The organism is Arenibacter arenosicollis (assembly GCF_014397245.1).
Taxonomy (GTDB): domain Bacteria; phylum Bacteroidota; class Bacteroidia; order Flavobacteriales; family Flavobacteriaceae; genus Arenibacter; species Arenibacter arenosicollis.
The window spans coordinates 137071-161384 of the sequence record NZ_JACLHY010000006.1 but is presented as its reverse complement, the minus strand read 5'-3'; the positions used below and the strand labels follow the sequence as shown (position 1 = coordinate 161384).

At 38.1% G+C, this 24314-nt stretch carries 23 protein-coding genes; 12 read left to right on the top strand and 11 right to left on the bottom strand.

Annotated elements, in window-relative coordinates; genetic code table 11:
• Window positions 1-8 precede the first annotated feature (8 nt).
• On the bottom strand, window positions 9-1022 hold the full coding sequence (locus tag H4O18_RS08510; protein ID WP_187583453.1) for a glutamine synthetase beta-grasp domain-containing protein: 1014 nt from the start codon (window positions 1020-1022) through the stop codon (window positions 9-11).
• A gap of 196 nt (window positions 1023-1218) precedes the next feature.
• On the opposite strand from H4O18_RS08510, the gene H4O18_RS08505 reads away from it, so the two are divergent.
• The 4 genes from H4O18_RS08505 (at window position 1219) to H4O18_RS08490 (ending at window position 6407) form a co-directional block, all read left to right on the top strand.
• On the top strand, window positions 1219-3405 hold the full coding sequence (locus H4O18_RS08505; protein WP_187583451.1) for a glutamine synthetase III family protein: 2187 nt from the start codon (window positions 1219-1221) through the stop codon (window positions 3403-3405).
• Window positions 3406-3494: 89 nt separating this feature from the next.
• Complete coding sequence (locus tag H4O18_RS08500; protein WP_187583449.1) at window positions 3495-4673, top strand: AIR synthase related protein; 1179 nt, start codon at window positions 3495-3497, stop codon at window positions 4671-4673.
• A 49-nt stretch (window positions 4674-4722) separates the two neighbouring features.
• Window positions 4723-5166: a QcrA and Rieske domain-containing protein gene (locus H4O18_RS08495; protein ID WP_187583447.1), complete on the top strand. Its 444-nt coding sequence runs from the start codon at window positions 4723-4725 to the stop codon at window positions 5164-5166.
• A 287-nt stretch (window positions 5167-5453) separates the two neighbouring features.
• On the top strand, window positions 5454-6407 hold the full coding sequence (locus H4O18_RS08490) for an FAD:protein FMN transferase (RefSeq protein ID WP_246474132.1): 954 nt from the start codon (window positions 5454-5456) through the stop codon (window positions 6405-6407).
• Here the strand turns inward: H4O18_RS08490 and H4O18_RS08485 are convergent.
• Window positions 6396-7058 (bottom strand): ATP-binding cassette domain-containing protein, encoded by a 663-nt coding sequence (locus tag H4O18_RS08485; protein WP_187583437.1) that lies wholly within the window; start codon window positions 7056-7058, stop codon window positions 6396-6398. The genes H4O18_RS08490 and H4O18_RS08485 overlap by 12 nt on opposite strands.
• Window positions 7059-7444: 386 nt before the next feature.
• Here H4O18_RS08485 and prfA point away from each other — a divergent pair, with 386 nt between their 5' ends.
• Window positions 7445-8521 carry a peptide chain release factor 1 gene (gene prfA / locus H4O18_RS08480; protein WP_187583435.1) on the top strand — a complete coding sequence of 359 codons (1077 nt, stop codon included), beginning with the start codon at window positions 7445-7447 and terminating at the stop codon, window positions 8519-8521.
• Between the two features lie 5 nt (window positions 8522-8526).
• A complete protein-coding gene (gene pyrF, locus H4O18_RS08475) occupies window positions 8527-9345 on the top strand; it encodes an orotidine-5'-phosphate decarboxylase (RefSeq protein ID WP_187583433.1) in 819 nt (272 codons plus the stop codon).
• An 8-nt stretch (window positions 9346-9353) separates the two neighbouring features.
• Here the strand turns inward: pyrF and H4O18_RS08470 are convergent, their stop codons facing one another.
• Window positions 9354-9548, bottom strand: a complete 195-nt coding sequence (locus H4O18_RS08470) for a hypothetical protein (protein WP_187583431.1) — start codon at window positions 9546-9548, stop codon at window positions 9354-9356.
• 183 nt (window positions 9549-9731) lie between these two features.
• Between H4O18_RS08470 and H4O18_RS08465 the strand changes: the two genes are divergently transcribed.
• Complete coding sequence (locus H4O18_RS08465; protein ID WP_187583429.1) at window positions 9732-10511, top strand: alpha/beta fold hydrolase; 780 nt, start codon at window positions 9732-9734, stop codon at window positions 10509-10511.
• 276 nt (window positions 10512-10787) lie between these two features.
• Here H4O18_RS08465 and H4O18_RS08460 read toward each other — a convergent pair whose 3' ends face one another.
• Both H4O18_RS08460 and purU read right to left on the bottom strand, forming a co-directional pair.
• The gene (locus tag H4O18_RS08460) at window positions 10788-11489 is read right to left on the bottom strand and encodes a DUF4197 domain-containing protein (protein ID WP_187583427.1); all 702 of its coding nucleotides are present in this window, start codon (window positions 11487-11489) and stop codon (window positions 10788-10790) included.
• A 55-nt stretch (window positions 11490-11544) separates the two neighbouring features.
• Complete coding sequence (gene purU / locus H4O18_RS08455; RefSeq protein ID WP_187583425.1) at window positions 11545-12396, bottom strand: formyltetrahydrofolate deformylase; 852 nt, start codon at window positions 12394-12396, stop codon at window positions 11545-11547.
• Between the two features lie 255 nt (window positions 12397-12651).
• Here purU and H4O18_RS08450 point away from each other — a divergent pair, with 255 nt between their 5' ends.
• Window positions 12652-16110 (top strand): methylmalonyl-CoA mutase family protein, encoded by a 3459-nt coding sequence (locus tag H4O18_RS08450; RefSeq protein WP_187583423.1) that lies wholly within the window; start codon window positions 12652-12654, stop codon window positions 16108-16110.
• A gap of 114 nt (window positions 16111-16224) precedes the next feature.
• On the opposite strand, the gene H4O18_RS08445 is transcribed toward H4O18_RS08450, so the two are convergent.
• Window positions 16225-16617: a hypothetical protein gene (locus H4O18_RS08445; protein WP_187583421.1), complete on the bottom strand. Its 393-nt coding sequence runs from the start codon at window positions 16615-16617 to the stop codon at window positions 16225-16227.
• Window positions 16618-16736: 119 nt separating this feature from the next.
• Here H4O18_RS08445 and H4O18_RS08440 point away from each other — a divergent pair, with 119 nt between their 5' ends.
• The 3 genes from H4O18_RS08440 (at window position 16737) to H4O18_RS08430 (ending at window position 19734) form a co-directional block, all read left to right on the top strand.
• On the top strand, window positions 16737-17189 hold the full coding sequence (locus H4O18_RS08440; RefSeq protein ID WP_187583419.1) for an Lrp/AsnC family transcriptional regulator: 453 nt from the start codon (window positions 16737-16739) through the stop codon (window positions 17187-17189).
• A gap of 222 nt (window positions 17190-17411) precedes the next feature.
• Window positions 17412-18824: an alpha/beta hydrolase family protein gene (locus H4O18_RS08435; protein ID WP_187583417.1), complete on the top strand. Its 1413-nt coding sequence runs from the start codon at window positions 17412-17414 to the stop codon at window positions 18822-18824.
• A 271-nt stretch (window positions 18825-19095) separates the two neighbouring features.
• Window positions 19096-19734 (top strand): DUF1684 domain-containing protein, encoded by a 639-nt coding sequence (locus H4O18_RS08430; protein WP_187583415.1) that lies wholly within the window; start codon window positions 19096-19098, stop codon window positions 19732-19734.
• Between the two features lie 55 nt (window positions 19735-19789).
• Here H4O18_RS08430 and H4O18_RS08425 read toward each other — a convergent pair whose 3' ends face one another.
• From H4O18_RS08425 to H4O18_RS22145, 5 genes are all read right to left on the bottom strand, one after another.
• The gene (locus H4O18_RS08425) at window positions 19790-20857 is read right to left on the bottom strand and encodes an outer membrane beta-barrel protein (RefSeq protein ID WP_187583413.1); all 1068 of its coding nucleotides are present in this window, start codon (window positions 20855-20857) and stop codon (window positions 19790-19792) included.
• Between the two features lie 112 nt (window positions 20858-20969).
• Window positions 20970-22220 (bottom strand): ammonium transporter, encoded by a 1251-nt coding sequence (locus tag H4O18_RS08420; protein ID WP_187583411.1) that lies wholly within the window; start codon window positions 22218-22220, stop codon window positions 20970-20972.
• A 30-nt stretch (window positions 22221-22250) separates the two neighbouring features.
• A complete protein-coding gene (locus H4O18_RS08415) occupies window positions 22251-22589 on the bottom strand; it encodes a P-II family nitrogen regulator (protein WP_187583409.1) in 339 nt (112 codons plus the stop codon).
• A gap of 302 nt (window positions 22590-22891) precedes the next feature.
• Window positions 22892-23257, bottom strand: a complete 366-nt coding sequence (crcB, locus tag H4O18_RS08410; RefSeq protein ID WP_187583407.1) for a fluoride efflux transporter CrcB — start codon at window positions 23255-23257, stop codon at window positions 22892-22894.
• Window positions 23258-23691: 434 nt separating this feature from the next.
• The gene (locus H4O18_RS22145) at window positions 23692-23880 is read right to left on the bottom strand and encodes a hypothetical protein (RefSeq protein ID WP_246474130.1); all 189 of its coding nucleotides are present in this window, start codon (window positions 23878-23880) and stop codon (window positions 23692-23694) included.
• Between the two features lie 41 nt (window positions 23881-23921).
• On the opposite strand from H4O18_RS22145, the gene H4O18_RS08405 reads away from it, so the two are divergent.
• The gene (locus tag H4O18_RS08405) at window positions 23922-24311 is read left to right on the top strand and encodes a pyrophosphohydrolase domain-containing protein (protein WP_187583405.1); all 390 of its coding nucleotides are present in this window, start codon (window positions 23922-23924) and stop codon (window positions 24309-24311) included.
• The last annotated feature ends 3 nt before the right edge of the window (window positions 24312-24314 follow it).

Below are 24314 nucleotides of genomic sequence, written 5' to 3'. Positions count from 1 at the left end.
TATTCTCTTTATATTTTAACTGATTTAACAGTTTTAACGATTCTACCTGCAATCTTGTATGGATCACCGTTAGAAGCTGGTCTTCTATCTTCCAACCAACCTTTCCAGCCTTTTTGAACTGTAATGATCGGAATTCTAATAGAGGCACCCCTGTCGGAAATACCATAACTAAAGTCATGTATAGAAGCTGTTTCGTGCTTTCCTGTTAAACGTTGATCGTTGAACTCTCCGTAAACAGCAATGTGCTCTTTAACAACTGGACGGAAGGCTTCACATATTTTTTCGTAAACTTCTCTTGACCCACAAGTTCTCAATGTTGTGTTGGAGAAATTCGCATGCATACCCGAACCATTCCAATCGGTATCACCAAGTGGTTTTGGATGGTATTCAATATAGTAACCATGTTTTTCAGTTAATCTGTCAAGTAAGTATCTGGCAATCCAAATTTCGTCACCTGCTTTTTTAGCACCTTTGGCGAACAACTGAAATTCCCATTGACCACATGCTACTTCTTGGTTAATACCTTCAAAGTTTAGGCCAGCATCAATACATGCATCGGCGTGCTCTTCAACCAAGTCACGACCATGGGTATTTAGACCACCAACAGAGCAGTAGTACATACCTTGTGGTTTTGGATATCCACCTCTAGGAAATCCTAATGGAAGTTCCGTTTTGGTGTCCATTATAAAATATTCTTGCTCAAACCCAAACCAGAAGTCATTGTCTTCATCTTCAATTGTAGCTCTACCATTGGATACGTGGGGAGTGCCATCGGCATTCATAACCTCGGTCATTACTAAATAGCCATTGATACGATGCGGATCAGGGTAGATAGCTACTGGCTTTAAAACACAGTCAGAAGATCCTCCTTCAGCCTGGCGGGTTGAACTTCCATCAAAGGACCAGATTGGGCAATCCTCCAATTTACCACTGAAGTTTTCTTCAACCTTAGTTTTACTCCTCATGTTCTGTGTGGGCTCGTACCCATCCAACCAAATGTATTCTAATTTAGACTTGCTCATAATATTTCTTGTTGATTTTTATTATTAACGCAGACAAAAATAATAATTTTCGTCATATACGCCATTTTTTAGTGGGTTAAATGCTGATAATGTTGTTATTTTTTTTGAACCCCCTATTTTTTATGGGGTAAATTATTAAATAGTTATTTTTTGTGGTTTATTTTAATGAATTGTTATTTTTGTCAAAAAAGTATTTATGTCAAATCAAAGGTTTAATGCCATAGCTAACAGCCATACTAGGAGTAAATTAGAAATTGAGGAGACCGGGAGGCGTTCAGAATATTTTGGAGTGAACGTGTTCAACGAGGAACGAATGTTGCAATACTTGACCAAAGATGCATATGATAGAGTGAAGGCTGCTGTAGTATCCGGTGCCAAAATAGATAGAAAAGTTGCCGATCAGGTGGCGGAGGGAATGAAAACATGGGCTATATCTATGGGAGCTACACACTATACCCATTGGTTTCAACCTCTTACCGGGGCAACTGCGGAAAAACACGATGCATTTTTCGATTTTTCACCTGAGGGTAGAGTAATGGAAAAGTTTGGTGGAGGCCAGTTGGTACAGCAAGAGTCCGATGCTTCCAGTTTTCCTAATGGGGGTATTCGCAATACTTTTGAAGCTAGGGGCTATACCGCCTGGGATCCAACATCGCCTGCATTTTTATATGGTACCACCCTATGTATACCCACTGTATTCGTGGCATATACCGGGGAGGCCCTGGATAATAAGGCCCCTCTGCTAAGGGCTTTGGGCGCAATGGACGAAGCCGCTACTGCCGTTGCAAAGTACTTTGATAAAAATGTGACTAAAGTTTATGCTACCTTGGGATGGGAACAGGAATATTTTTTAATAGATAAATCCTTGGCATTTTCACGGCCCGATATAAGTTTGGCCGGCCGAACATTGGTAGGACATTCTGCGGCAAAAGGCCAACAATTGGATGATCATTATTTTGGGGTTATTCCGAATCGGGTGTTGAATTTCATGAAGGATTTGGAAATGGAGTGTACCAAATTGGGTATTCCCGTTAAAACAAGGCATAATGAAGTAGCACCCAACCAGTTTGAATTGGCGCCAATATTTGAGGAAACCAATTTAGCGGTAGATCACAATCTATTGCTGATGGATGTGATGGAAAAGATTGCTGATAAACACTTCTTTAAAGTGCTTTTCCATGAAAAGCCCTTCAAGGATATAAACGGTTCGGGAAAGCATAACAATTGGTCTTTGGCTACCGATACCGGTGTTAATTTGCTTAGTCCTGGGTCTACTCCCATGAAAAACCTTCAGTTTTTAACTTTTTTCGTGAATACTATAAAGGCCGTGGATAATTATGAGGAATTATTGCGTTCTTCCATAGCTTCTGCAAGCAACGACCATAGATTGGGGGCCAACGAAGCTCCACCAGCCATCCTGTCGATCTTTATCGGGGAACAATTAAATGAGGTCTTAAATGAATTGGAAGGTGTTACCAAAGGGAAATTATCTCCTGAGGAAAAGACGGAATTAAAGTTGAACGTGGTTGGTAAAATCCCGGAAATTTTATTGGACAATACGGATCGCAATCGCACCTCTCCATTTGCATTTACGGGAAATAAATTTGAAATGCGCGGGGTAGGTTCCAAATCCAATTGTGCCAAGCCAATGACCGTTCTAAATACCATTGTGGCCAAACAGCTTATTGCCTTCAAGAAAGAGGTGGATCAATTGGTGGACAAGAAAGGACTTAAAAAGGATGAAGCCATTTTCAATGTGCTTCGGGAATATATTAAAACCTCCAAAAGGATTAGGTTCGAGGGAGATGGTTACAGTGAAGCCTGGGAAAATGAGGCAAAATCCCGTGGCTTGAGCAATAATAAGAATACCCCTCAGGCATTACAGGTACTTACTTCCAAAGAAAGCTTGGCATTGTTCAAGTCTATGAACGTTCTTAGTGAAATAGAGGTAAGGGTTCGACAGGAGGTGGAATTGGAGGAATATATCCTCCACATTCAGATAGAAGGTAGGGTCTTTACTGAGCTTGCCTACGGATATATAATTCCGGCTGCCGTGGAATATCAGAATAAATTGATAAAAAACGTGGTAGGTCTAAAAGAGATATATGGTGCCGCCCATAAAAAAATGTCAGAAAGTCAATTGGACATTGTTGAACGAATTTCAGAACATATCCGTGCCATAAAAATTAAGACCGATGCTATGGTGGATGAAAGAAAAAAAGCCAATAATATGTCGGATATAAACAAGAAAGCCTTTGCCTACTGTGACAATGTGCGCCCTTATTTTGATGAAATACGCTACCATTGCGATAAATTGGAGCAAGTGGTAGGAGACGAATACTGGCCCCTTACCAAATATAGGGAACTGTTGTTCATTAAATAATTGGTAGTTTATAAAATATTGGATTAAAAGCCCACAATTTATGGGCTTTTTTTTATGGATTCCACTATTTTTGTCGCAAACTTATATTCATGAGCTCATCCAACAGCAAAAGATACGATCAAAGAGGGGTTTCTGCTTCCAAAGAAGACGTGCACAATGCCATAAAAAATATTGATAAAGGCTTATTTCCGCAAGCCTTTTGCAAAATTGTGCCCGATTACCTTACCAATGACAATGATTACTGTTTGGTAATGCATGCAGATGGGGCCGGAACCAAATCTTCCTTGGCCTATATGTATTGGAAAGAGACCGGAGATGTCACAGTTTGGAAGGGAATAGCCCAAGATGCCTTGATTATGAATATTGATGATCTTATATGCGTTGGGGCTACGGACAATATCATGTTGTCCTCTACCATTGGGAGAAATAAAAATTTAATTCCTGGAGAGGTTTTATCCGCTATAATCAATGGTACGGAAGAGCTGATCGAGGATTTGGAAAAACACGGAATTACAATTAGATCTACTGGTGGGGAAACTGCAGATGTAGGAGATTTGGTACGGACCATAATCGTGGATTCCACCGTAACAGCAAGATTGAAACGGACTAAGGTGATCAATAATGCCAATATTAAGGCCGGGGATGTAATTGTTGGATTGTCCTCTTCTGGACAGGCCAGTTACGAAAAGGAATATAATGGCGGTATGGGAAGCAATGGGCTTACCTCTGCCAGACATGATGTTTTTGCAAAATACTTAGCAGAGAAATATCCTGAAAGTTATGATGCAGCAGTGCCTGAGGATTTAGTGTATTCCGGTAATGTAAAATTGACCGATGAGGTTCCCAACTCACCCTTGAATGCCGGAAAATTAGTATTGTCGCCAACCCGTACCTATGCACCAATAGTTAAAAAAATACTTTACAAATATAAAGCTGGTGATATTCACGGAATGGTACACTGTAGTGGAGGGGCACAGACCAAAATCCTTCATTTTGTGGAAAACCTCCATATTATAAAAGATAATTTATTTCCAGTTCCACCATTGTTTAAATTAATTCAGGAACAATCGGGAACAGACTGGAAGGAGATGTACCAAGTTTTTAACTGTGGACATAGGTTGGAACTGTATGTGGATCCATCCATTGCCAGTGACATTATCTCCATCTCGGAAAGTTACGGAGTGTCTGCACAAATTGTGGGTAAAGTGGAAGCCAATTCTGTTAAAAAACTCACAATTGAAAGCGAGTTCGGTACCTTTGTGTATTAAGGTATACGAATACCCTTTTTCCTACGTTGTTTTATAAAGAAATTACGTTATGGAAAGAAAGCAGTTTTTAAGGACTTTAGGTACCGGAGCGGCATTTGCCCTTACTTTTCCCTGCTTACATGGTTGTTCATCCGATAGTGGTGAAGTTATAGATCCCAAACCCATACCAATAGGGGTGGATTTTACTATTGATTTAAGTTCGGCAGAGGGAGCTAAATTGAAAAATAACGGTGACTTTATTTTGAAAAATTTTGTGGTGGTTGTAAAAAACTTGGAAGGTAATTTTGTGGCCGCAAGTCAGATATGCAGTCATCAACAAACCGATGAGGTAAGGTTTAAAGCAGAAGATGGTGGTATTTTTCACTGCTCTACACATGGTTCACGCTTTAGTCAGACCGGAACTCCATTAAATCAAATAGGTAATGATGTTGCCAAACCACTGAAAATATTTAAAACGGAGTTGAATGGGCAGATTCTTCGCGTATTTGAATAATCAAATCTGATTTATAACCTACTTTCTTTCATGAATTTTACCATAAAATCATTCTGCACACCCTTACTATATGCCTTTTGGATACTTCCTTTTTTAGGAATTGGAATTATTCGCTCTAATAATAACCATAGGTTTCTGAAGAGGGCAAAGGTTAATTTTTATTGGTTGTTACTTCGTGAATTGAAATCTAAAGATGGCGATTCACTTTTTAATTTTAGGAAGGAAAATAGTTCAACTTTTAACTTCGTTTTAGGGTGAGGGTTTTGTTTTCTCTTATTTTATGTTGGATGGCGCTAATGGGCCATGCTCAAGAACAAAAGTTCGTTACTGTTCAACGAACCGTTACCTTGATGGGCGAAAAATTTGATATTACCATAGTTGCCGATAACGAGGAAATAGGGTATATAAATATAGAGGAGGCCGTATCTGAAATTAAAAGGATAGAAAAACTGATGTCTTCTTGGGACAAAGAATCGGAAACCTCAGAGATAAATAGAAATGCAGGTATAAAACCGGTTAAGGTTAGTGTGGAATTATTTAAGCTAATAGAACGGGCAAATCAAATTTCTGAAATTACCGATGGCGCTTTTGATATTACATTTTCCGGGCTGGATAAAATTTGGAAATTTGACGGCTCTATGAAATATAAGCCTACCAAGGAACAAATTAAACAGTCCGTAAGTAAGGTAGGTTACAGGAAAATTATCCTCAATGAGGACGATCATTCGGTATTTTTACAATTGAAGGGTATGAAGATTGGCTTGGGCGCTATAGCTAAGGGCTATGCCGCGGATAAGGCCAAAGAACTGATGGTGGAAAAGCAGGTTCGTGCCGGAGTTATCAATGCTTCTGGAGATCTTACCACTTGGGGAACAAAGGCTACAGGAGAAAAATGGTTGATCGGTATAGCCAATCCGCTCAGTAAGGATAAGATATTTTCCTGGCTACCAGTTTTGGAATCTTCAGTAGCTACCTCAGAGAGTTATGATAAATTTATTTCCTTTGACGGAAAGAAATACTCACATATTTTAGATCCCCGATCTGGTCTTCCTACGACAGGTATAAATAGTGTTTCTGTTTTTTCCAAAACCGCAGAATGGTCAGATGCCTTGGCTACGGCAATTTTTGTACTTGGCCTGGATTCGGGAATGGCGTTGATAAATCAAATAAAAGGGACAGAGGTAATTATTGTGGATGATAATAATAAGATGCACAAAAGTAGCGGTATTTTATTCGATTAATCCCTTGTTCAAATAACCCTCGTTAACAAGTTCTTCTTTTTCTACTATTTCTTTTGAACATCCATTTTTAAGAAGATAGATGGTATCACTTACCTCCATAATATCCTCATAGAAGTGATCGGTTAAAATAATAATACTTGTCTTTTTTACCACGTTGATCAATGTTTTGAATTTCTCTACAAATAGTGGGGCAATAAAGGAAAATGGTTCGTCCAGTAGTATAATTTCTTTTTGGGACAGAAGTATTAAATAGGCTTCAATAACCCTGATCTCTCCTGAGGACAGATCTTTGATCTTTGCATTGCCATATATTTTAAAACTTTGGAAATGGCCGGTAAAGGACTCCCAGGAAACATTAAATAACTTAAATACCAAATTGATTTTTAAATTCTTTGGCAAAAGTGGATATTGGGGCAGGTAACCAATTATACCTGTTTGGTACAAAGGTTTAGGGAAGCACATTTCATTGCTGCGGATGTTCTTGTATTTTGGTTGTAAGTCACCGAACAGAATTCTCAAAAAGCAAGTTTTTCCACTGCCATTTCTTCCGAGGATTCCGGTAACTTTTCCTTTTTCAGACTTTATATAAATACCGTATAGGACCTTTTTTCCGTCGAATTCCAAGTCAACACTGTCTATTTCCAATATCAAAATAAATGGATAAGGTTTATAAATGCCGTGGTAATGATAATATCGAACAATAATGCCAGAACAAAAAGGACTGTTTTTGATACACCGAAATTTTGATAAAACGTTAAACGCTTTCGCAGGCCAATTTCAAAATAAAATAGAAAGACGCCTAAGTAGAACAAAATTTTGGAACTTAGGACCATTATTATTGGGTGGGAAATCTTAAAAATAAGCTTACCGCTAAACAGCATAAAAACGGTTAACATAAAGGATATCCAGAGATACGGTTTGGCAAAGAGAAAACTCAATTGATAGGTTCTAAAATTGAAAATTGAATTCATCTCTTAATAGGATATGCTTAAATGTACAAAATTATCGTAAATTCGCAGTCCAAGTGTAGATTGTATATGATAGATAAATTAAACATAGTAAAGCAACGTTTTGATGAGGTTTCGGACCTTATAATTCAGCCTGGTATTATCTCTGACCAGAAGCGTTATGTGGCACTTAATAAGGAATATAAGGACTTAAAACAGTTAGTGGATAAGAGAACTCTTTATTTAGAGCTTACCAATAATATTTCTGAGGCAGAAGAGATTTTGGCCGATGGCAGTGATCGGGAAATGGTAGATATGGCCAAAATGCAGTTGGAGGAGGCCAAGGAAAAATTACCAGTATTGGAGGAGGAAATTAAATTGATGTTGATACCCAAAGATCCTGAAGACTCCAAAAACGTAGTAGTAGAGGTGCGCGCGGGTACGGGTGGTGATGAAGCCAGTATTTTTGCAGGTGATCTTTTTAGAATGTACACTAAATATTGTGAATCCAAAGGGTGGAAAACCAATGTTATTGACCTAAGTGAGGGAACAAGTGGAGGGTATAAAGAAATTCAGTTCGAGGTAACTGGAGAGGATGTATATGGTACCCTCAAGTTTGAAGCTGGAGTTCACCGCGTTCAACGAGTTCCACAGACCGAAACCCAGGGTAGGGTGCATACCAGTGCCGCCACCGTAATGGTGCTTCCAGAGGCAGAAGATTTTGATGTACAGATCGACCCCAAAGAAGTCCGAATAGATTTTTTCTGTTCATCAGGACCAGGAGGTCAATCTGTGAACACAACCTATTCCGCTGTGCGTTTAACCCACCTTCCAACGGGACTTGTTGCACAGTGTCAAGATCAGAAATCACAGCACAAAAACAAGGAAAAGGCATTTAAAGTATTGCGCTCGCGGTTGTATGATATGGAATTGGCGAAAAAACAGGAGGAAGATGCTGCCAAGAGAAACTCCCAAGTGAGCAGTGGTGACCGTTCCGCCAAAATTAGAACCTACAATTACCCGCAGGGTAGGGTTACGGACCATAGGATCGGCTTAACGCTTTACGACTTGCAAAACATTATTAACGGGGACATTCAACGTATCATAGACGAATTAAGTTTGGTTGAGAATACGGAGAAACTAAAAGAAGCCTCTGAGATATTTTAATTCCTATGACCACTCAGTTTTTAGTAGAACAGATTCAAAAAAAGGAATCCTTTCTTTGTATTGGTTTGGATACCGACTTGGATAAGATTCCCAAGCATCTATTGGATCAGGATGACCCCATTTTTGCTTTTAACAAGGCCATTATCGATGCTACGCACCACTTATGTGTTGCCTATAAGCCCAATACGGCCTTTTATGAGGCATACGGAATAAAGGGATGGCAGGCATTGGAAAAAACTATCGACTATTTAAATAGCAATTATCCCGAAATATTTACTATCGCAGACGCCAAACGTGGCGATATAGGGAACACTTCCACGAGATATGCCAAAGCATTTTTTGAAGATTTGGGTTTCGATTCGGTAACTATTGCTCCATATATGGGAAGGGACTCCGTAGAGCCATTTTTGGCTTTTAAGGATAAGCATACCATACTGTTGGCACTTACTTCCAATATGGGAGCGTTCGATTTTCAGACCAAAATGGTTAATGGCAGGGAGCTGTATAAAGAGGTTTTGGAGGTTTCCAAATCATATGAAAATTCGGAAAACCTGATGTACGTAGTCGGGGCTACAAAGGCGACTTTTTTGACAGAAATAAGGAAAATTATTCCTGAGAGTTTTCTGCTAGTTCCAGGAGTTGGGGCACAAGGCGGCAGTTTGTCCGAAGTGTGTAAATATGGAATGAGTAAAAATGTTGGTCTTTTGGTAAATTCTTCAAGAGGAATCATTTACGCCTCGGACCAATTGGATTTTGCGCAGGCGTCGGCTGAAAAAGCCAAAGAGATGCAGTTGGAAATGAGTATGGAGCTAAAAAAACGCTAGGGTATTTATTAAACCAGGTTTTGGATTATTTTTTGAATTTTCATGGCTTTCAATTCGAAAAATTCGGCAAGTTTCGTATCTGAATTTTTTTTGCTTGATGCCTTCTCCATAAAACTTTGGTATTGATGCTCCAGTAGGTTTATTTCGTCGGTGCCATTGCCCATAGGTGTTATTGAGCCCACTTTGCAATATTGATTTTTCATAAACTTTTTTTTACAAATATAAATAGAAACAAGGTCTATGTCCGTTCAATAAGGGGGTATTGGTCTAATAATCAGGTAATTTATCTATTTTTTAACCTTGGGTTAATACCAATGGTATATTTCGAAATTTTTAAGCCTTATAAAGGATGTCGAAATTAATGCTACTTTTATAAAAAATGTATATTGATCAGTTATAATACACATATCCATAATACGTCTACTAAATGGGTGACTTTTGTACATGGTGCAGGAGGTAGCTCTACTATTTGGTACAAGCAGTTAAGGGAATTTAAAAAACATTTTAATGTACTGCTTTTGGACCTTAGGGGGCATGGAAACTCTAAACCACATTTTACGGACGCCTTTAAGGATAAGTATACCTTTGATAATATAACCGAGGATATTTTGGAGGTTATCAATTATGAAAAAATTGAAAGATCCCATTTTATTGGAATTTCCTTAGGTACCATTTTAATTCGGAATTTGGCTGAAAAGCATCCACATAGGGTGGAAAGTATGATTATGGGGGGTGCCATTATGAAATTGAACCTAAGGTCCCAAATACTGATGAGGTTGGGTGTTATATTAAAATCCATAGTTCCTTATTTATGGCTGTATACGTTTTTTGCCTTTGTGATTATGCCGAACAAGAACCATAAGGAATCTCGGTCACTTTTTGTTCGGGAGGCCAAGAAATTATATCAAAAGGAATTTATTCGATGGTTTAAGTTGACTTCGGAAATTAATCCGTTACTGCATTTTTTCAGAACAGTGGATATAAAGATTCCTACGCTCTATGTAATGGGAGCAGAGGATTATCTGTTCTTGCCTACCATTAAACAAATAGTTATGGACCATAAAACCTCTGAGTTGATCGTAGTCCAGAACTGTGGGCATGTGGTGAATGTTGAGCAACCGCAATTTTTTAATGATACGGTAATAGAATATCTTTTGTTTAAATAGATCAAAGGTATTATTGTAATTAACTTCTGAAATTTCATTTATAGAAGTTATACCTTTTGTGGACATGGTTTTTAATCTACATTAACCACTATTAAAACAAAAAAAACCGGTGCTCCCACCGGTTTTAAACTAACTAACTCAAAAAATACTAACTCAAACTTTTATTTTATATCTGTATTGTTATTTTGGCAATTTATAGGTTGTCATCAAGACTTATATCATTGTAACGATTATAAAATAGATTTATTGTATCAATTTCCTATAAATCCTACACCTTTAATCCTGCAGTGCAAAAACCTTTTTTAAAACAGCTGTGGTTCTAGAAGATGCCTTGGTCCTTATTTCTTTTTCTTCCACGGCAATCATTGTAAAAACGCCATCCAAAGCCTCTTGGGTAACATAATCTGTTAGATCTGGATTAACATTATTGGTCAGGGGAATGCTGTTGTATCTGGTAATCAGATTACTCCATATTTTATCTGCCCCCACTTTTTCAAATGAATTGTTAATAACAGGATTAAATTTGTTGTAAAGTTCTGTTTGCGTAGCGTTGGTAAGGTACATGGTGGCCGCGTTATCCGAACCCAATAAGATGTTTTTGGCATCATTAAAGGTGATGCCCTTAACGGCGTTCACGAATATGGGCGTTGCTTCCTTAACGGCATCCTCGGCTGCCCTATTCAGTATTTTAAGTCCTTCATCGGCTAAATTGGAAAGGCCTATATCCCGCAGGGTCTTGTCCACTTTTTGTAATTCCTCGGGAAGCATAATTTTTACTAGTTCGTTATTGAAAAAACCATCAGTTTGTGTTAGTTTACTAACCTGTTTATCAATACCCATATTGAGGGCTTCTCTAAGGCCGTTTGCAATTTCGTCATTGCCAACGGCTCCACCTTGCGGTAATTGATTCACCACCTGTTGTAATTCCGAACATCCAACGAATTGAAATAGGACTAGAGCTAATAATAATTTCTTCATTTCTAAATTTTAAGGTTATAACTATAACTTAAGCTATAGGAATTTAGTACTTGGGCTAAGAGAAAATTACAGTCTTGTTGTTATAGACCATAGTTTTCCTTCTAATATGAAGCTTTACCGCCCGAGACAGTACAATTTTTTCCAAATCCCGTCCCTTGGTTATAAAATCCTTAATGCTATGCGCATGGGTTACAGTAGTAACGTCCTGCTCTATTATGGGTCCGGCATCCAGTTCCTCCGTAACATAATGGCTCGTAGCCCCAATAATTTTAACGCCTCTTTCAAAGGCAGCATGGTAAGGCTTGGCACCGGCAAATGCGGGAAGAAAGGAATGGTGTATGTTGATAATTTTATTGGGATAGTGGTCTATTACTTTGCCAGTTACAATTTGCATATATCTGGCCAATACAATAAAATCTATTTGATATTCTTTTAAAAGGGCCAGTTGACGATTTTCAGCTTCACTTTTGGTATTTTTTGTTACCGGTATATGGAAAAAGGGAATATCGAATTGTTTGGCAACATATTCCAAATCACTGTGATTACTAAGGATAAAGGGGATTTCAACCTCCAATTCACCTGAGTTGTACCTGCTTAGCAAATCGTATAAGCAATGATTGTATTTGGAAACGAAAAGGGCCATTTTTGGCTTAAAAGACCCCAAATGTAAACTCCACTCCATGTGGTAGGGCTGGGCCAATTCCATATCGAATTCTTGTTTCAAATTTTTCACCGCCGGAATGTTCTTTTCAAAATCACTTTCCAGTCTCATGAAAAAAACACCAGCTTCTTTATCCACGTGCTGGTCTATATAAATAATATTGCCCCCTTTTTTATGTATAAATCCAGTTACAGAACTTATTATTCCGGATTGGTCGGGGCAATTTATAAGGATGGTTGTCTTCAAGATTTATTTGTTTTATGCCGTAAAATTAGGATTTTAGGAATGAAGTACTCTGGTTGCGGGGTATTTTTATAATATTCTAATTTTATGGCTATATAATTTGCGATTTCGCTAAATTGCACCCGATTAATTGTCCTTTTTTTGTCTATTAAAATGTGTGCACCTATTTATTTCAATACCTCCAATAACCACTGTGGGGAACAATTGCATAAAAGGTGATTTTCATTTAATCCTTAAAAGGGAAATAGTATTGTTATTATGAAGCAAAAGCCACCATATATTCCAAAAAATAAAGTCCGTATTGTAACTGCAGCATCTCTTTTTGACGGTCATGATGCTGCAATCAATATGATGCGACGTATAATTCAGTCTACCGGTGTGGAAGTAATACATTTAGGTCATGACCGAAGTGTCTCGGAAGTTGTGGATTGTGCCATTCAGGAAGATGTAAATGCCATAGCCATAACTTCATACCAAGGGGGGCATAATGAGTATTTCAAATACATGCATGATCTTTTAAAGGAAAGAGGAGCAGACCACATTAAGATTTTTGGAGGTGGTGGCGGGGTTATTCTGCCTGAAGAAATCAAGGAATTGATGGACTATGGTATAACTCGAATATATTCCCCGGATGATGGCAGGACTATGGGTCTACAGGGAATGATAAATGATTTGGTACGGCAAAGCGATTTTCCTATTCCTTCCTTTATAATTGAGAAAGGCCATACTTTCATCCAATTCCTAAAGGATAAGAATGTAAATGCCATAGCAAGGCTAATTACCTTGGCAGAAAACAGGCATGGCGAATTTAAACAGATCTTTTCAGGTCTGGAGCCAGTGGATAGCGCTGTGCCGGTACTAGGAGTTACAGGAACTGGAGGTGCAGGGAAATCTAGTTTGGTGGATGAATTGGTTCGAAGATTTTTAGTGGATTTCCCCAGTAAAACTATTGGAATAATTTCTGTGGATCCCTCTAAAAGAAAAACCGGAGGTGCCTTGTTGGGAGACCGTATTCGCATGAATGCCATCAATGATCCCCGAGTCTACATGCGTTCTTTGGCCACCCGGCAATCCAATTTGGCCTTGTCCAAACATGTGGATGAAGCCGTACAAGTTTTAAAGTTGGCAGGGTTCGACTTAATTATTTTGGAAACTTCGGGAATAGGACAATCGGATACGGAGATAATTGAGCACAGCGATGTTTCGCTTTATGTGATGACACCCGAATTTGGTGCAGCTACGCAGTTGGAAAAAATAGACATGTTGGATTTTGCCGATATAGTGGCCATTAACAAATTTGATAAAAGAGGAGCCTCGGATGCCCTGAGGGATGTAAAAAAGCAATATGTGCGCAATCATGGACTGTGGGAGGCTGATCAGGATGAGCTACCTATTCTTGGAACCATTGCCTCACAATTCAATGACCCCGGTATGAACCGGCTGTATAAGTCGGTCATGGACAAGTTGGTTGCGAAAACAGGAACGGCTTTGAATTCCCTTTTCGAAATTGCCGATACCGATGCCCAAAAGATTTTTATAATACCTCCTTCCCGTACTCGTTACTTATCCGAAATAGCAGAAAACAACAGGGCTTATGATAAGAGGGCCGTTTATCAAGCAGACTTGGCCCAAAGATTATATGGTATTTTTTTAACCATTCAGTCTATATCCGGAGCGGAGGCCAATGTGGATTTTGGTGGGTTTCTCAAGAAAAGCGGTTTAAACACAGAAGGCATCCTAAAGTTGATCACGCCAGATGATAAAAAACAATTGTTGGAGCTCTTGTTCAAAGAATTCGATAAAATTAAAATGAATTTAGATCCCTACAACTGGGAGCTTATTACGAATTGGGAAAAAAAGGTTCAAGACTACAGATCGGAAGTCTTCAACTTTAACGTAAGGGGTAAGGAAATTAAAATTGAAACACATACCAAATCCTTGGCGCAAACGAATATTCCCAAAATAGCACTGCCAAAATATAAGGCATGGGGAGATATTCTTAGCTGGATCCTTCAGGAAAACGTTCCCGGGGAGTTTCCCTACACTGCCGGACTTTATCCATTTAAGAGAACAGAAGAGGATCCAGCTAGGATGTTTGCCGGAGAGGGTGGTCCCGAACGTACGAACAGACGTTTTCATTATGTTAGTTTAGGATTGCCTGCCAAGCGTTTATCCACTGCCTTTGATTCGGTAACCCTTTATGGTCATGATCCCGATTACAGACCGGATATCTATGGTAAAATTGGTAATGCAGGAGTTTCTGTCTGCTGTTTGGACGATGCCAAAAAGTTGTATTCAGGCTTCGATCTGTGTAGTCCTGCAACCTCTGTAAGTATGACCATCAATGGCCCCGCCCCTATGTTATTAGGCTATTTTATGAATGCCGCCATTGATCAAAATTGTGAAAAGTATATTATTAAAAATAGATTGGAAAAAGAGGTTGAACAGAAGATAGCTGCTATTTATAAGGGAAAGGGCATGGAGAGACCAAAATACATAGGTAATCTGCCCGAAGGTAATAATGGTTTGGGGCTAATGCTTTTAGGTATTACCGGTGATCAAGTTTTGCCAAGCAATGTATATGCTGAAATAAAGACCAAAACCTTGAATAAAGTAAGGGGAACGGTACAAGCAGATATCTTAAAAGAGGATCAGGCCCAAAATACATGCATTTTTTCAACGGAATTTGCCCTGCGCCTAATGGGCGATGTTCAGGAATACTTTATAAAGAACGAGGTGCGCAATTTTTATTCGGTATCTATTTCAGGTTATCATATTGCCGAGGCAGGAGCCAATCCCATTACCCAATTGGCATTTACCCTATCCAACGGTTTTACCTTTGTGGAGTATTATCTGAGTAGGGGTATGGATATCAATAAATTTGGACCCAATCTGTCCTTTTTCTTTTCCAATGGAGTCGATCCCGAATATGCTGTAATTGGCAGGGTTGCCCGTAGGATATGGGCAAAAGCAATGAATCTTAAATATGGGGCAGATTCCAGGGCACAGATGTTAAAGTATCATATACAGACTTCAGGGCGTAGCTTACATGCCCAGGAAATAGATTTTAACGATATCCGTACTACTTTGCAGGCACTATACGCCATCTATGATAATTGTAATTCTTTGCATACAAACGCCTATGATGAGGCAATTACCACTCCCACTGAGGAGTCTGTACGAAGGGCCATGGCCATTCAATTGATAATAGACAAGGAATTGGGCTTGACTAAAAACGAAAATCCATTACAGGGTTCCTTTATAATTGAAGAATTGACGGATCTAGTAGAGGAGGCCGTATTGTTGGAATTTGACCGTATCACGGAGCGAGGGGGAGTGTTGGGCGCTATGGAGACCATGTATCAAAGATCTAAAATTCAGGAGGAGAGCCTATATTATGAGACTCTAAAGCACAATGGGGAATTTCCTATTATTGGGGTGAATACCTTTTTAAGCTCCAAAGGGTCGCCTACAATTTTACCAGCAGAGGTAATCCGGGCCACTGAGGCGGAAAAGAAGGCTCAAATTGGTACTTTGGAAAATTTACATGCTATGATGGGCGATTCGGCAAGACAGCAATTGGAAGAATTACAGATGGTGGCCATTAAAAACGATAATATTTTTGAAAAGCTTATGGAGGTTACCAAGTTCTGTTCCTTAGGGCAAATTACCAAAGCATTGTTTGGCGTGGGAGGGCAGTATAGGAGGAATATGTGATTCAGTCTATTAAAAAGAGATTTCGGCCTCTTGAAGGATTTTGTAATTCCTTGAAAGGTTTGTAGTTCGGGTAACCGACTTTATTTGGAATGAAGAGTTTGTGGTAAAGAGATCTTAACTCCGAATAGAACGCCTCCATACTTTGTACAATCTTCGGAAACTTTTTATTTCGCTTCTCAAAAGATTTAGGTATTCTTTTTCCTTCACCCCATCCTTTTCCAAACCTGTGCAATAGGAGTTTATGTTTCTTATGATAACATTGATGAAAGTGGCACTTCTCATTCTAGCAGCTTGACAATCGGAGCGCTCTGCTTCTGCTATTTGCTGAGGAATTAAAATGGAATCCGTTAATAAGGAGTCTACCATAATATCCCGGTGGCTGTTGGATTGATAAAGCTTTAGCAAATCCTTATTGTAAGATAGGTACGAAGCAATTTCCCTGCTCATCTGTAAAAGATCCAAGGATTTGCGATAAATCGGAATCGTACTTAAGTTTTTGTAAGGCATTTTTTTTATGACAACTTTTGTTATATAAAATTACGTAGAAATTAAGGAATATGAATTTATAATATAAAGTAAAATTGTACATTAGCTATTGAAAGTTAATAATTTTAATCATTTACATATTGAATGCAAAGATAGATGTCCTTAATTGGAAGATTTTAAAATTACTACAGGAAAATGCCCGGGAATCTTTTGCCAATATCGGAAGGAAAGTGGGGCTAACGCCTCCTGCGGTGGCGGAAAGGGTGAAAAAAATGGAAGATATCGGGGTTATTACAGGGTACAAGGCTGTAGTGTCCCATTCACACACCGGATATCAGTTAAAAGCCATAATTACCCTACGTGCTTTTATGGGAAAATTACGACCATTTTTAGAAATTGTAAACACATATGAAGAAGTCGTTAATTGTTATCGGATTACAGGAAATGAGAATATAATTATGTTGGTGGTTCTAAAAGATCAATTTCACTTGGAGAAATTTATAGACAAGCTCATTCAATATGGAGAGACCCGGACCCATATTATCCTGTCGGATGTAGTTTCCAATGCTCCTATAAGAAAAAGGGAAGCTTAAGGAGTTGTTTTAAAGATATTGTCAAGGAAATTTTTCACTAAAACAGGTTAACCCTTTTGGTGCTAAAGTATTTATTATTTAATTTAATGTATTGTAACGGATTATTTGGAAAGTAGTCCGCGTTAGAATTTTGCCTAAAAGATCAGCTTTCTGAATCCTGTATACGTTGGAAGGTTAGGCATACTCTATTAATTTGGCTAGATATTTGATGACAATAAGTCTATGAAGAAATTTATAATATTACTGTTCCTTGGGACGGTTTTTTTTGGTAATTCCCAGCAGTTAACCTTGAAAAAAGGTATTGTGATGGATTCGATCGCTGTGAAGGATTCCATATCGGAAAGTTTTTCACTATATCTTCCTACTAGCTTTGAAATGGACCAAAATTGGCCTATTCTTTTTGTTTTTGACATGGCTGGAAGGGGTAAACAGGCCATTCGCATGTTTAAAGATGCCGCAGAAAAGCAGGGGTATATCTTAGCGGCATCAAACAATGTTAACGACACTTTGACCACTTCCCAAAATATTCTCATAACCGGGAGAATGTTCAATGAAATTATCACGCTATTGCCTATTCAAAAAGATAGAACCTATAGTGCGGGATTTGATAGCGGTGCCAGATTTGCCTCTGTCCTTCCAATTTTTGTAAAAGGTATAACCGGGGTAATTTCCTGTGGCACAGGGTATCCCAATTTGGAAATATTGGACGGGAACAATTTGTTTCACTTTGTAGGAATTGTTGGTAAGGAGGATTATGCCTATCCCGAAATGTTGATAGGGAAGTCCGTACTTGGCAGATTAAAATTCCCTAATCATTTGTTATTATTTAACGGCGGTCATGAGTGGCCCCCTACCCAATATCTGGATAAAGCCTTGGAAATCTTCACCTTATCTGCCATGGCCAAGGGCAAAATTGGGAAGGATGAGGCTTATGTGGATAGGGCCTATGCTCAAAATTTGCAGGAAATAAATCGTTTAATAAGATCCAACAGCTTAATTCAGGCAGATAATTTATTGGAGGAAGTTATGTCTGTGTACAGGGTGTTCAAGGATACCGATTCCTTGAAGAAAATAAAGCGAGATTTGAAAAAGGACAAGGTTTTTAAGACGATGACGCGCAATGAAAACAATACTTTGCTTAAGGAGTCATTTATAAAGGAAGATTATGTCTATTATTTGGAGGAGGATTTAGCTACCTATAATTACAATAATTTGGGTTGGTGGATATACCAAATGGGGGAATTAAAGAAGTATGATAAAAGCAAAATTGAGGCTGAAAGAGAAATGGGAAAGCGTCTTTTGGGTTATGTTAATGCTTTAATCGAAGATAATATAGATATAGTTAGAGGGGGGAGTCAGGTTAATCAAGAAGTTTTAAGCCTTCTTTGGATGTTAAAAACAATAACAGATCCCTATGACTATAGTTATTATCTAAAAATAATAGCCAGCAGTGCCCAAATGGAAGACTATGGAACATCATTGTTTTATCTCGAGGAATTATTGAAAAAGGGATATGCCGATAAAGCTAAATTATATAGTTTGGAAGGTACGGCCCTGCTACGGATTACCCCTGAGTTCAACGAGATTGTGGCTAAATATTTAAAGGACGCCCGTTATGATGTCATTAAAGAATAAAGCCACTGCCTTATTGGAAATTTATGGCTAGGAGCATTGTCTTTGTTCCTTGGCTTGGGTTATCGGATGTCTTTTGATTTACATTGGATACTGGGAAATAAACCGGATAAAAATGATGTTTTTTATGCTTCATTTGTAAACCCTTTAAAACAAATTTTCCTAGATTCTGGTATGTAGTTTTCCGTTCGTAAAATACCTTAGGCTTGGTCGGTTTCAAGAAATTTTTTATTCAGAAATACGGATGTTGTATTTTTATGCCAAAAGCAGGAAAATGAAGCAGTTATTTTTGGTTTTAGTGTTATTTACTCTGGGTTGTAAGGAAAAAAGATATCACGACCAGGTGCAGGGGAAAATGGCCGTTGTGGAATCAAGTTCTTTGGAAGATATAGTGCAATTTCAGAAAAAAATAAATGAGGAATTCAAAGACCCTGAAACTTCACCCTTACCGGATAGGTTTAGAAAGGATTTTACGACTTTGGACTTTTATAAACCCGATACTACATATAGGGTAACCGCAAAATTCACTAGAACACCTGAAGCCTTGCCCTTCCTTATGCCAACGACCACAGAAAGACAGACGGAGGAGGTTGTATATGGAGTAGTGACTTTTATCTTAAATGGTCGCAATCATAAATTGGAAGTATATCAAAATCAGGAGTTAATGCAGCAGGAGAAGTATAAGGATTATTTGTTTTTGCCCTTTGCGGACCTTACCAATGGAGAGGAAACCTATGGTGGAGGTAGGTATTTGGATTTGACTATCCCTGATGGTGATAGCATTCTGTTGGATTTTAACAGGGCATATAATCCATATTGCGCTTATAATCCCAAGTATTCCTGTCCTTTGGTTCCAAAGCAAAATAGGTTGGATATTGAAATTTTAGCAGGAGTGAAGGCGTTTAAAAAATGATAAAAATTAAAAGCCCCGCATTAAGCGGGGCTATAAATAATAAACTCAATTTTTTTTAGAAAGAATATACGGCGGCAAGAACAAATGAGGATAAACTCTTTTGTGGTGCCAAATCCGTATCTAAGAAACTAAAGGAATCATCAGAAGCGCTATCCAATCGCAATTCTGGTTTGATTATTAAATTTCCTATAGTGGCACTTCCTGTAAGCGTTACAGCAAAAACACTGGAATCTTCAAGTCCTGTTCCAATTGCGCCATAGTCTCCTGTTTCAGCGAAATATTCACCTCTTAGTCCTAAGGTAAAGTTGTCAGAAGTAGCATATTGTGGATAAAGAGCCACACCAGCAAAACCAATATCGTCATTGTCATAAAGGGCTGCATTGATTCCCAAGAAGAATTCATCGGACAAATCGAAGCCACCTGTGAAGTCAATTTCGAAAGCCCCGTCATCCGCTAACAAGTTTAGGAACTGACCGCTATAACCCAATTGAGCTCCAAAAGCATATTTTTCTGTTGGATTCAATTCAGTTTGATCGGTAGGGTTCATGATGGCCAACATTAAGCTAAAGTCGTCAGATAAGGTAAAATCTGCTTTTAAGCCTGTATGTGAGAAAGGACCATATGAAAATAAGTAAGATGTGCTATAGTTAAAGTTAGCTACAGGGGAAATTACTTCATAACCTAAGAAAGTATTAAAATTACCAAAGGTCAATTTCACAGATTCACTTACATTCCAGTATACGTACAACTGGTTTACAATATTTCCGGTAGCAGAATATAAAGGAGAGGCAAAAATGGCATCCGTTCCTCTAGGTCCAAAAACAAGGTCTGCTACGAAACCTACATCCTCGCCTTCGTAACCGGCTATTACATTGGCCATGCCCAAAGCAAAACCAGGTAGATTGGCAAAAGAGGATCCAGGAGCAGCATTGGGGGCGCCAGACGCATCGTCGAAACCGTTGTCTCCATTTAAATTTGTTCTATAATAAGCATCCACACTTCCGCTGATGGTGAATTTTTTATCTTCCTTTTCTTCTTCCTGGGCAAAGGTTAATGTTGAGGCAAGAACAAATGCAAGTAATAGTAAATTTTTTACGTATTTTGTATAAATAATCGTTTTCATAATTCAATGGGTTATATCCTATATTAGGATGTTATGTATTTATTGAGTTGTTGTATTTGAAAAGGTTATAAACGGAGCGTTCTGCAAAACGCTCCGTTACCTTTTTGTATTATTAGTGTTGGTTCATCCTGAAGTCGGCATAAGCATCCATTCCGTGCTCATGTAAATCCAAGCCTTCCAATTCTTCTTCTTTAGAAACTCTGATTCCTGAAGTTTTCTTAATTATAATAAGGATGATAAATGCTGTAAGACAGCAGAATACACCGGTAGCGGCTACTCCTGTAAGTTGGTATAAAAACTGTGATACACCAGCCTTAACTCCGAAAATACCCACGGCCAAAGTACCCCAAATACCACAGATAAGGTGAACTGCAACTGCTCCAACCGGATCATCCAACTTTAATTTGTCTACCAAAGCAACGCCTAGGACAATGATAACCCCGGCTATTAGACCTATTATAATAGATTCAAAAGGCGACATTAGGTCAGCTCCTGCGGTAATTCCTACCAAACCGCCCAAGATACCGTTCAACATCATGGTAAGGTCATAGTTCTTGTATAGAATTGTGGAGAAGATAAATGATCCCATTCCACCTGCCGCTGCTGCCAAGCAAGTTGTAACCAATACTATTGAAGTCCCAGCTGGATCTGCGGATAAAACCGATCCACCATTAAAGCCAAACCAGCCTAACCAAAGAATAAGTACTCCTGCGGCAGCCAAAGGAATGTTGTGGCCAGGAATCGCATTAGGTTTTCCGTCTTCGCCAAACTTGCCGATTCTAGGCCCTAATATAAAGATTGCGATCAAAGCGGCCCATCCTCCAACGGAATGCACTAGTGTAGATCCTGCAAAATCATGGAAACCGGCATCATCGCCACCAAGTGTGGATAAGAATCCACCACCCCATTGCCAAGATCCTACAATAGGATAAACCAATCCTACATAAATTATGGTGAAAATCATGAATCCACCTAGTTTAATACGTTCTGCCACTGCTCCAGAAACTATAGTAGCTGCTGTTGCGGCAAACATTCCTTGAAAAAGAAAATCTGTCCAATAAGTATACCCTTCACTGTAGGTAAGGTCTAAACTACCATCTGGTAGTATGGGGGCTTCAATGCCGAATCCCGCAAAACCAAGATAACCGTTGAAATCTCCAGGATACATTAAGTTAAATCCACCTATATAATATATGAGTAACCCCATACAGATGATGAATACGTTCTTAAATAAGATATTGATTGTGTTTTTTTGTCTGGTTAGTCCAATTTCCAAAAGTGAAAATCCTAAATGCATGAAGAATACGAGAGCCGTACATATCATCATCCAAACGTTATTTGCTGTAAATAATCCTACGTCCATGTTGTAATTGTTTGTTGGTTCTTAATTTTTTTAGTTAATGCCTGCTTTTCCGCTTTCCTTCGTTCTTATGCGGTAGGCTTCCAAAATTTCGGAAACGAAAATTTTACCATCACCTACATTGCCCGAATATGCAGTTTCCAATATGGTATTAACGGTGCGTTCCAGGTACTCATCCGATATTACAATTGAAAGATACCTGCGTTGAATGTCGGATGTGCTATAGGAAATGCCTCTATAGACATGACCTTCTTTTTCATTGCCAACTCCCGTTACGTCCCAGTAACTAAAAAAGTTTACTTCAATTTGATGTAACGCTTTTTTTACGTCATCAAATTTTGACTTCCTAATAATTGCCTCGATTTTTTTCATAATTGATTTATTATTTATGAAGCAAAAATATATATTAATTTAATACCCCCCTATTTTTTAGGGGGTATATACCTCATAATTACATTTTATATAAAATTAACCCATGTATTTTACGGGTATTGTGTTTCAAAATTGACAAATCTGTTGATATGTTAATATAATTAACACTTGTTTGGGTGAAAATCTGAAATATTCGCGCTTTTTTAGTCAATTTGCTGCTGATAATGCAGGAAATCAGTAGAATCTGCTAAATAAAACGGAAATGGAAAGAAGTACTTAAAATGGAGTAAAGGGTGGGGATGTTATTTGGAAAACCAGAATCCAGCAGCTACGGCTAGGATTCCAATGATAAGACTGGCAAGAGTATAGCCGGCGAAATTAACAAAATCACCAGTTTTTAAAAAAGAATGTTGTTCTAAGGCAAAGGTTGAAAAAGTAGTGAAGCCACCACAAAAGCCCGTGCTTAGTAATAGGGTCTGATTTGAGGAAAGCAAATTGTTCTTAAACGAAAGTCCAATAATGAAACCAATCAGCAAGCAACCTATAATGTTAGCAATAAAGGTACCGAGAAAAAAATTTTGAAAAGTGTTGTTGAAAGTTTTGCCCAATAAAAAACGCAGCCCACTTCCTAAGCCCCCTCCTAAAAAGACGAGTAAAAATTGCTTCATCGGGTTTTAATTTTTATTCCTTGATTAAAGTAAATAAAAATCACCATATATAAGGTTCTTAAAAATTTGAAATAGAGAATCATAAATACTGTAAAAGATAGTATTTATGCAAAGATGCACATATTTCCTTTTAGACTAGATTTAAACTGCCTTTTTATATTTCGAGTTAATTAAATCTAGGGGGAAGATTACTGTTGTAGATTCTGAAATATTTTTGACGGACTTTTCTTTCTTTTTCGGACTACTGTTAAAACTAACTAAAAAAAGTAATGCGTTTATACCAATAAGAACTAATAAAATACTGAAAAAAGTTACCATACAACTAAACGATTTAGTTACCAAACGCAAAATTACGCCTTTTCGTATATTAAACGCTGTAAAAATTCATATTGTTATTGGGGGAAGTGCTTTTTATGGGGAACCAAAAATAATTGTTAATTTTTAAGGAAATATTTAATAAGAAATAATATAATTATGAATAATGTGAAGAAAAGTCCTACCCATTTAACACCTTTGTAATTTTTTTTATGTAATTTTTTGTCTTTTTGATAGGAAATTATGGTAATTACTACAAATGCAACGAAAAAAAGACCTGCAAAAATTAATTGTCCGGTACTGAACATATTTATATTTTTACGCAAATCTAACTTAAATAATTACAATAATGAAAAGTAAACTTAGTGCGGTAGAATTGTTTCATAATTCATTTGGGTTGGGTGTTTCCAAGGAGATTAAGGCAGATTTGGGGAAGGATAAGAATTTGCTAAGGTTTAATTTGATGGATGAGGAGAATAAGGAATATCTTGAGGCTGCTACCAACAATGACGTGGTGGAAGTAGCGGATGCCCTTGGTGATATGCTCTATATTTTGTGTGGTACTATACTGGAACATGGTATGCAATATAAAATTGAAGAAGTTTTTGAGGAAATTCAGCGAAGCAATATGAGTAAATTGGGAAAAGATGGCAAACCGATTTACAGGGAGGATGGAAAAGTGCTTAAAGGGCCCAATTATTTTAAGCCCAACATAGTGGATATTTTGGATAAAAAATAAAAC

Bases quoted from the DNA above. Each gene is read 5' to 3' on its own strand.
- H4O18_RS08425 (WP_187583413.1), bottom strand. From the start codon at position 20,857: ATGAAAACGATTATTTATACAAAATACGTAAAAAATTTACTATTACTT.
- prfA (WP_187583435.1), top strand. From the start codon at position 7,445: ATGATAGATAAATTAAACATAGTAAAGCAACGTTTTGATGAGGTTTCG.
- H4O18_RS08435 (WP_187583417.1), top strand. From the start codon at position 17,412: ATGAAGAAATTTATAATATTACTGTTCCTTGGGACGGTTTTTTTTGGT.
- H4O18_RS08500 (WP_187583449.1), top strand. From the start codon at position 3,495: ATGAGCTCATCCAACAGCAAAAGATACGATCAAAGAGGGGTTTCTGCT.
- H4O18_RS08495 (WP_187583447.1), top strand. From the start codon at position 4,723: ATGGAAAGAAAGCAGTTTTTAAGGACTTTAGGTACCGGAGCGGCATTT.
- H4O18_RS08490 (WP_246474132.1), top strand. From the start codon at position 5,454: ATGGCGCTAATGGGCCATGCTCAAGAACAAAAGTTCGTTACTGTTCAA.
- pyrF (WP_187583433.1), top strand. From the start codon at position 8,527: ATGACCACTCAGTTTTTAGTAGAACAGATTCAAAAAAAGGAATCCTTT.
- H4O18_RS08470 (WP_187583431.1), bottom strand. From the start codon at position 9,548: ATGAAAAATCAATATTGCAAAGTGGGCTCAATAACACCTATGGGCAAT.
- H4O18_RS22145 (WP_246474130.1), bottom strand. From the start codon at position 23,880: ATGTTCAGTACCGGACAATTAATTTTTGCAGGTCTTTTTTTCGTTGCA.
- crcB (WP_187583407.1), bottom strand. From the start codon at position 23,257: ATGAAGCAATTTTTACTCGTCTTTTTAGGAGGGGGCTTAGGAAGTGGG.
- H4O18_RS08415 (WP_187583409.1), bottom strand. From the start codon at position 22,589: ATGAAAAAAATCGAGGCAATTATTAGGAAGTCAAAATTTGATGACGTA.
- H4O18_RS08405 (WP_187583405.1), top strand. From the start codon at position 23,922: ATGAAAAGTAAACTTAGTGCGGTAGAATTGTTTCATAATTCATTTGGG.
- H4O18_RS08510 (WP_187583453.1), bottom strand. From the start codon at position 1,022: ATGAGCAAGTCTAAATTAGAATACATTTGGTTGGATGGGTACGAGCCC.
- H4O18_RS08460 (WP_187583427.1), bottom strand. From the start codon at position 11,489: ATGAAGAAATTATTATTAGCTCTAGTCCTATTTCAATTCGTTGGATGT.
- H4O18_RS08505 (WP_187583451.1), top strand. From the start codon at position 1,219: ATGTCAAATCAAAGGTTTAATGCCATAGCTAACAGCCATACTAGGAGT.
- H4O18_RS08445 (WP_187583421.1), bottom strand. From the start codon at position 16,617: ATGCCTTACAAAAACTTAAGTACGATTCCGATTTATCGCAAATCCTTG.
- H4O18_RS08430 (WP_187583415.1), top strand. From the start codon at position 19,096: ATGAAGCAGTTATTTTTGGTTTTAGTGTTATTTACTCTGGGTTGTAAG.
- H4O18_RS08420 (WP_187583411.1), bottom strand. From the start codon at position 22,220: ATGGACGTAGGATTATTTACAGCAAATAACGTTTGGATGATGATATGT.
- H4O18_RS08450 (WP_187583423.1), top strand. From the start codon at position 12,652: ATGAAGCAAAAGCCACCATATATTCCAAAAAATAAAGTCCGTATTGTA.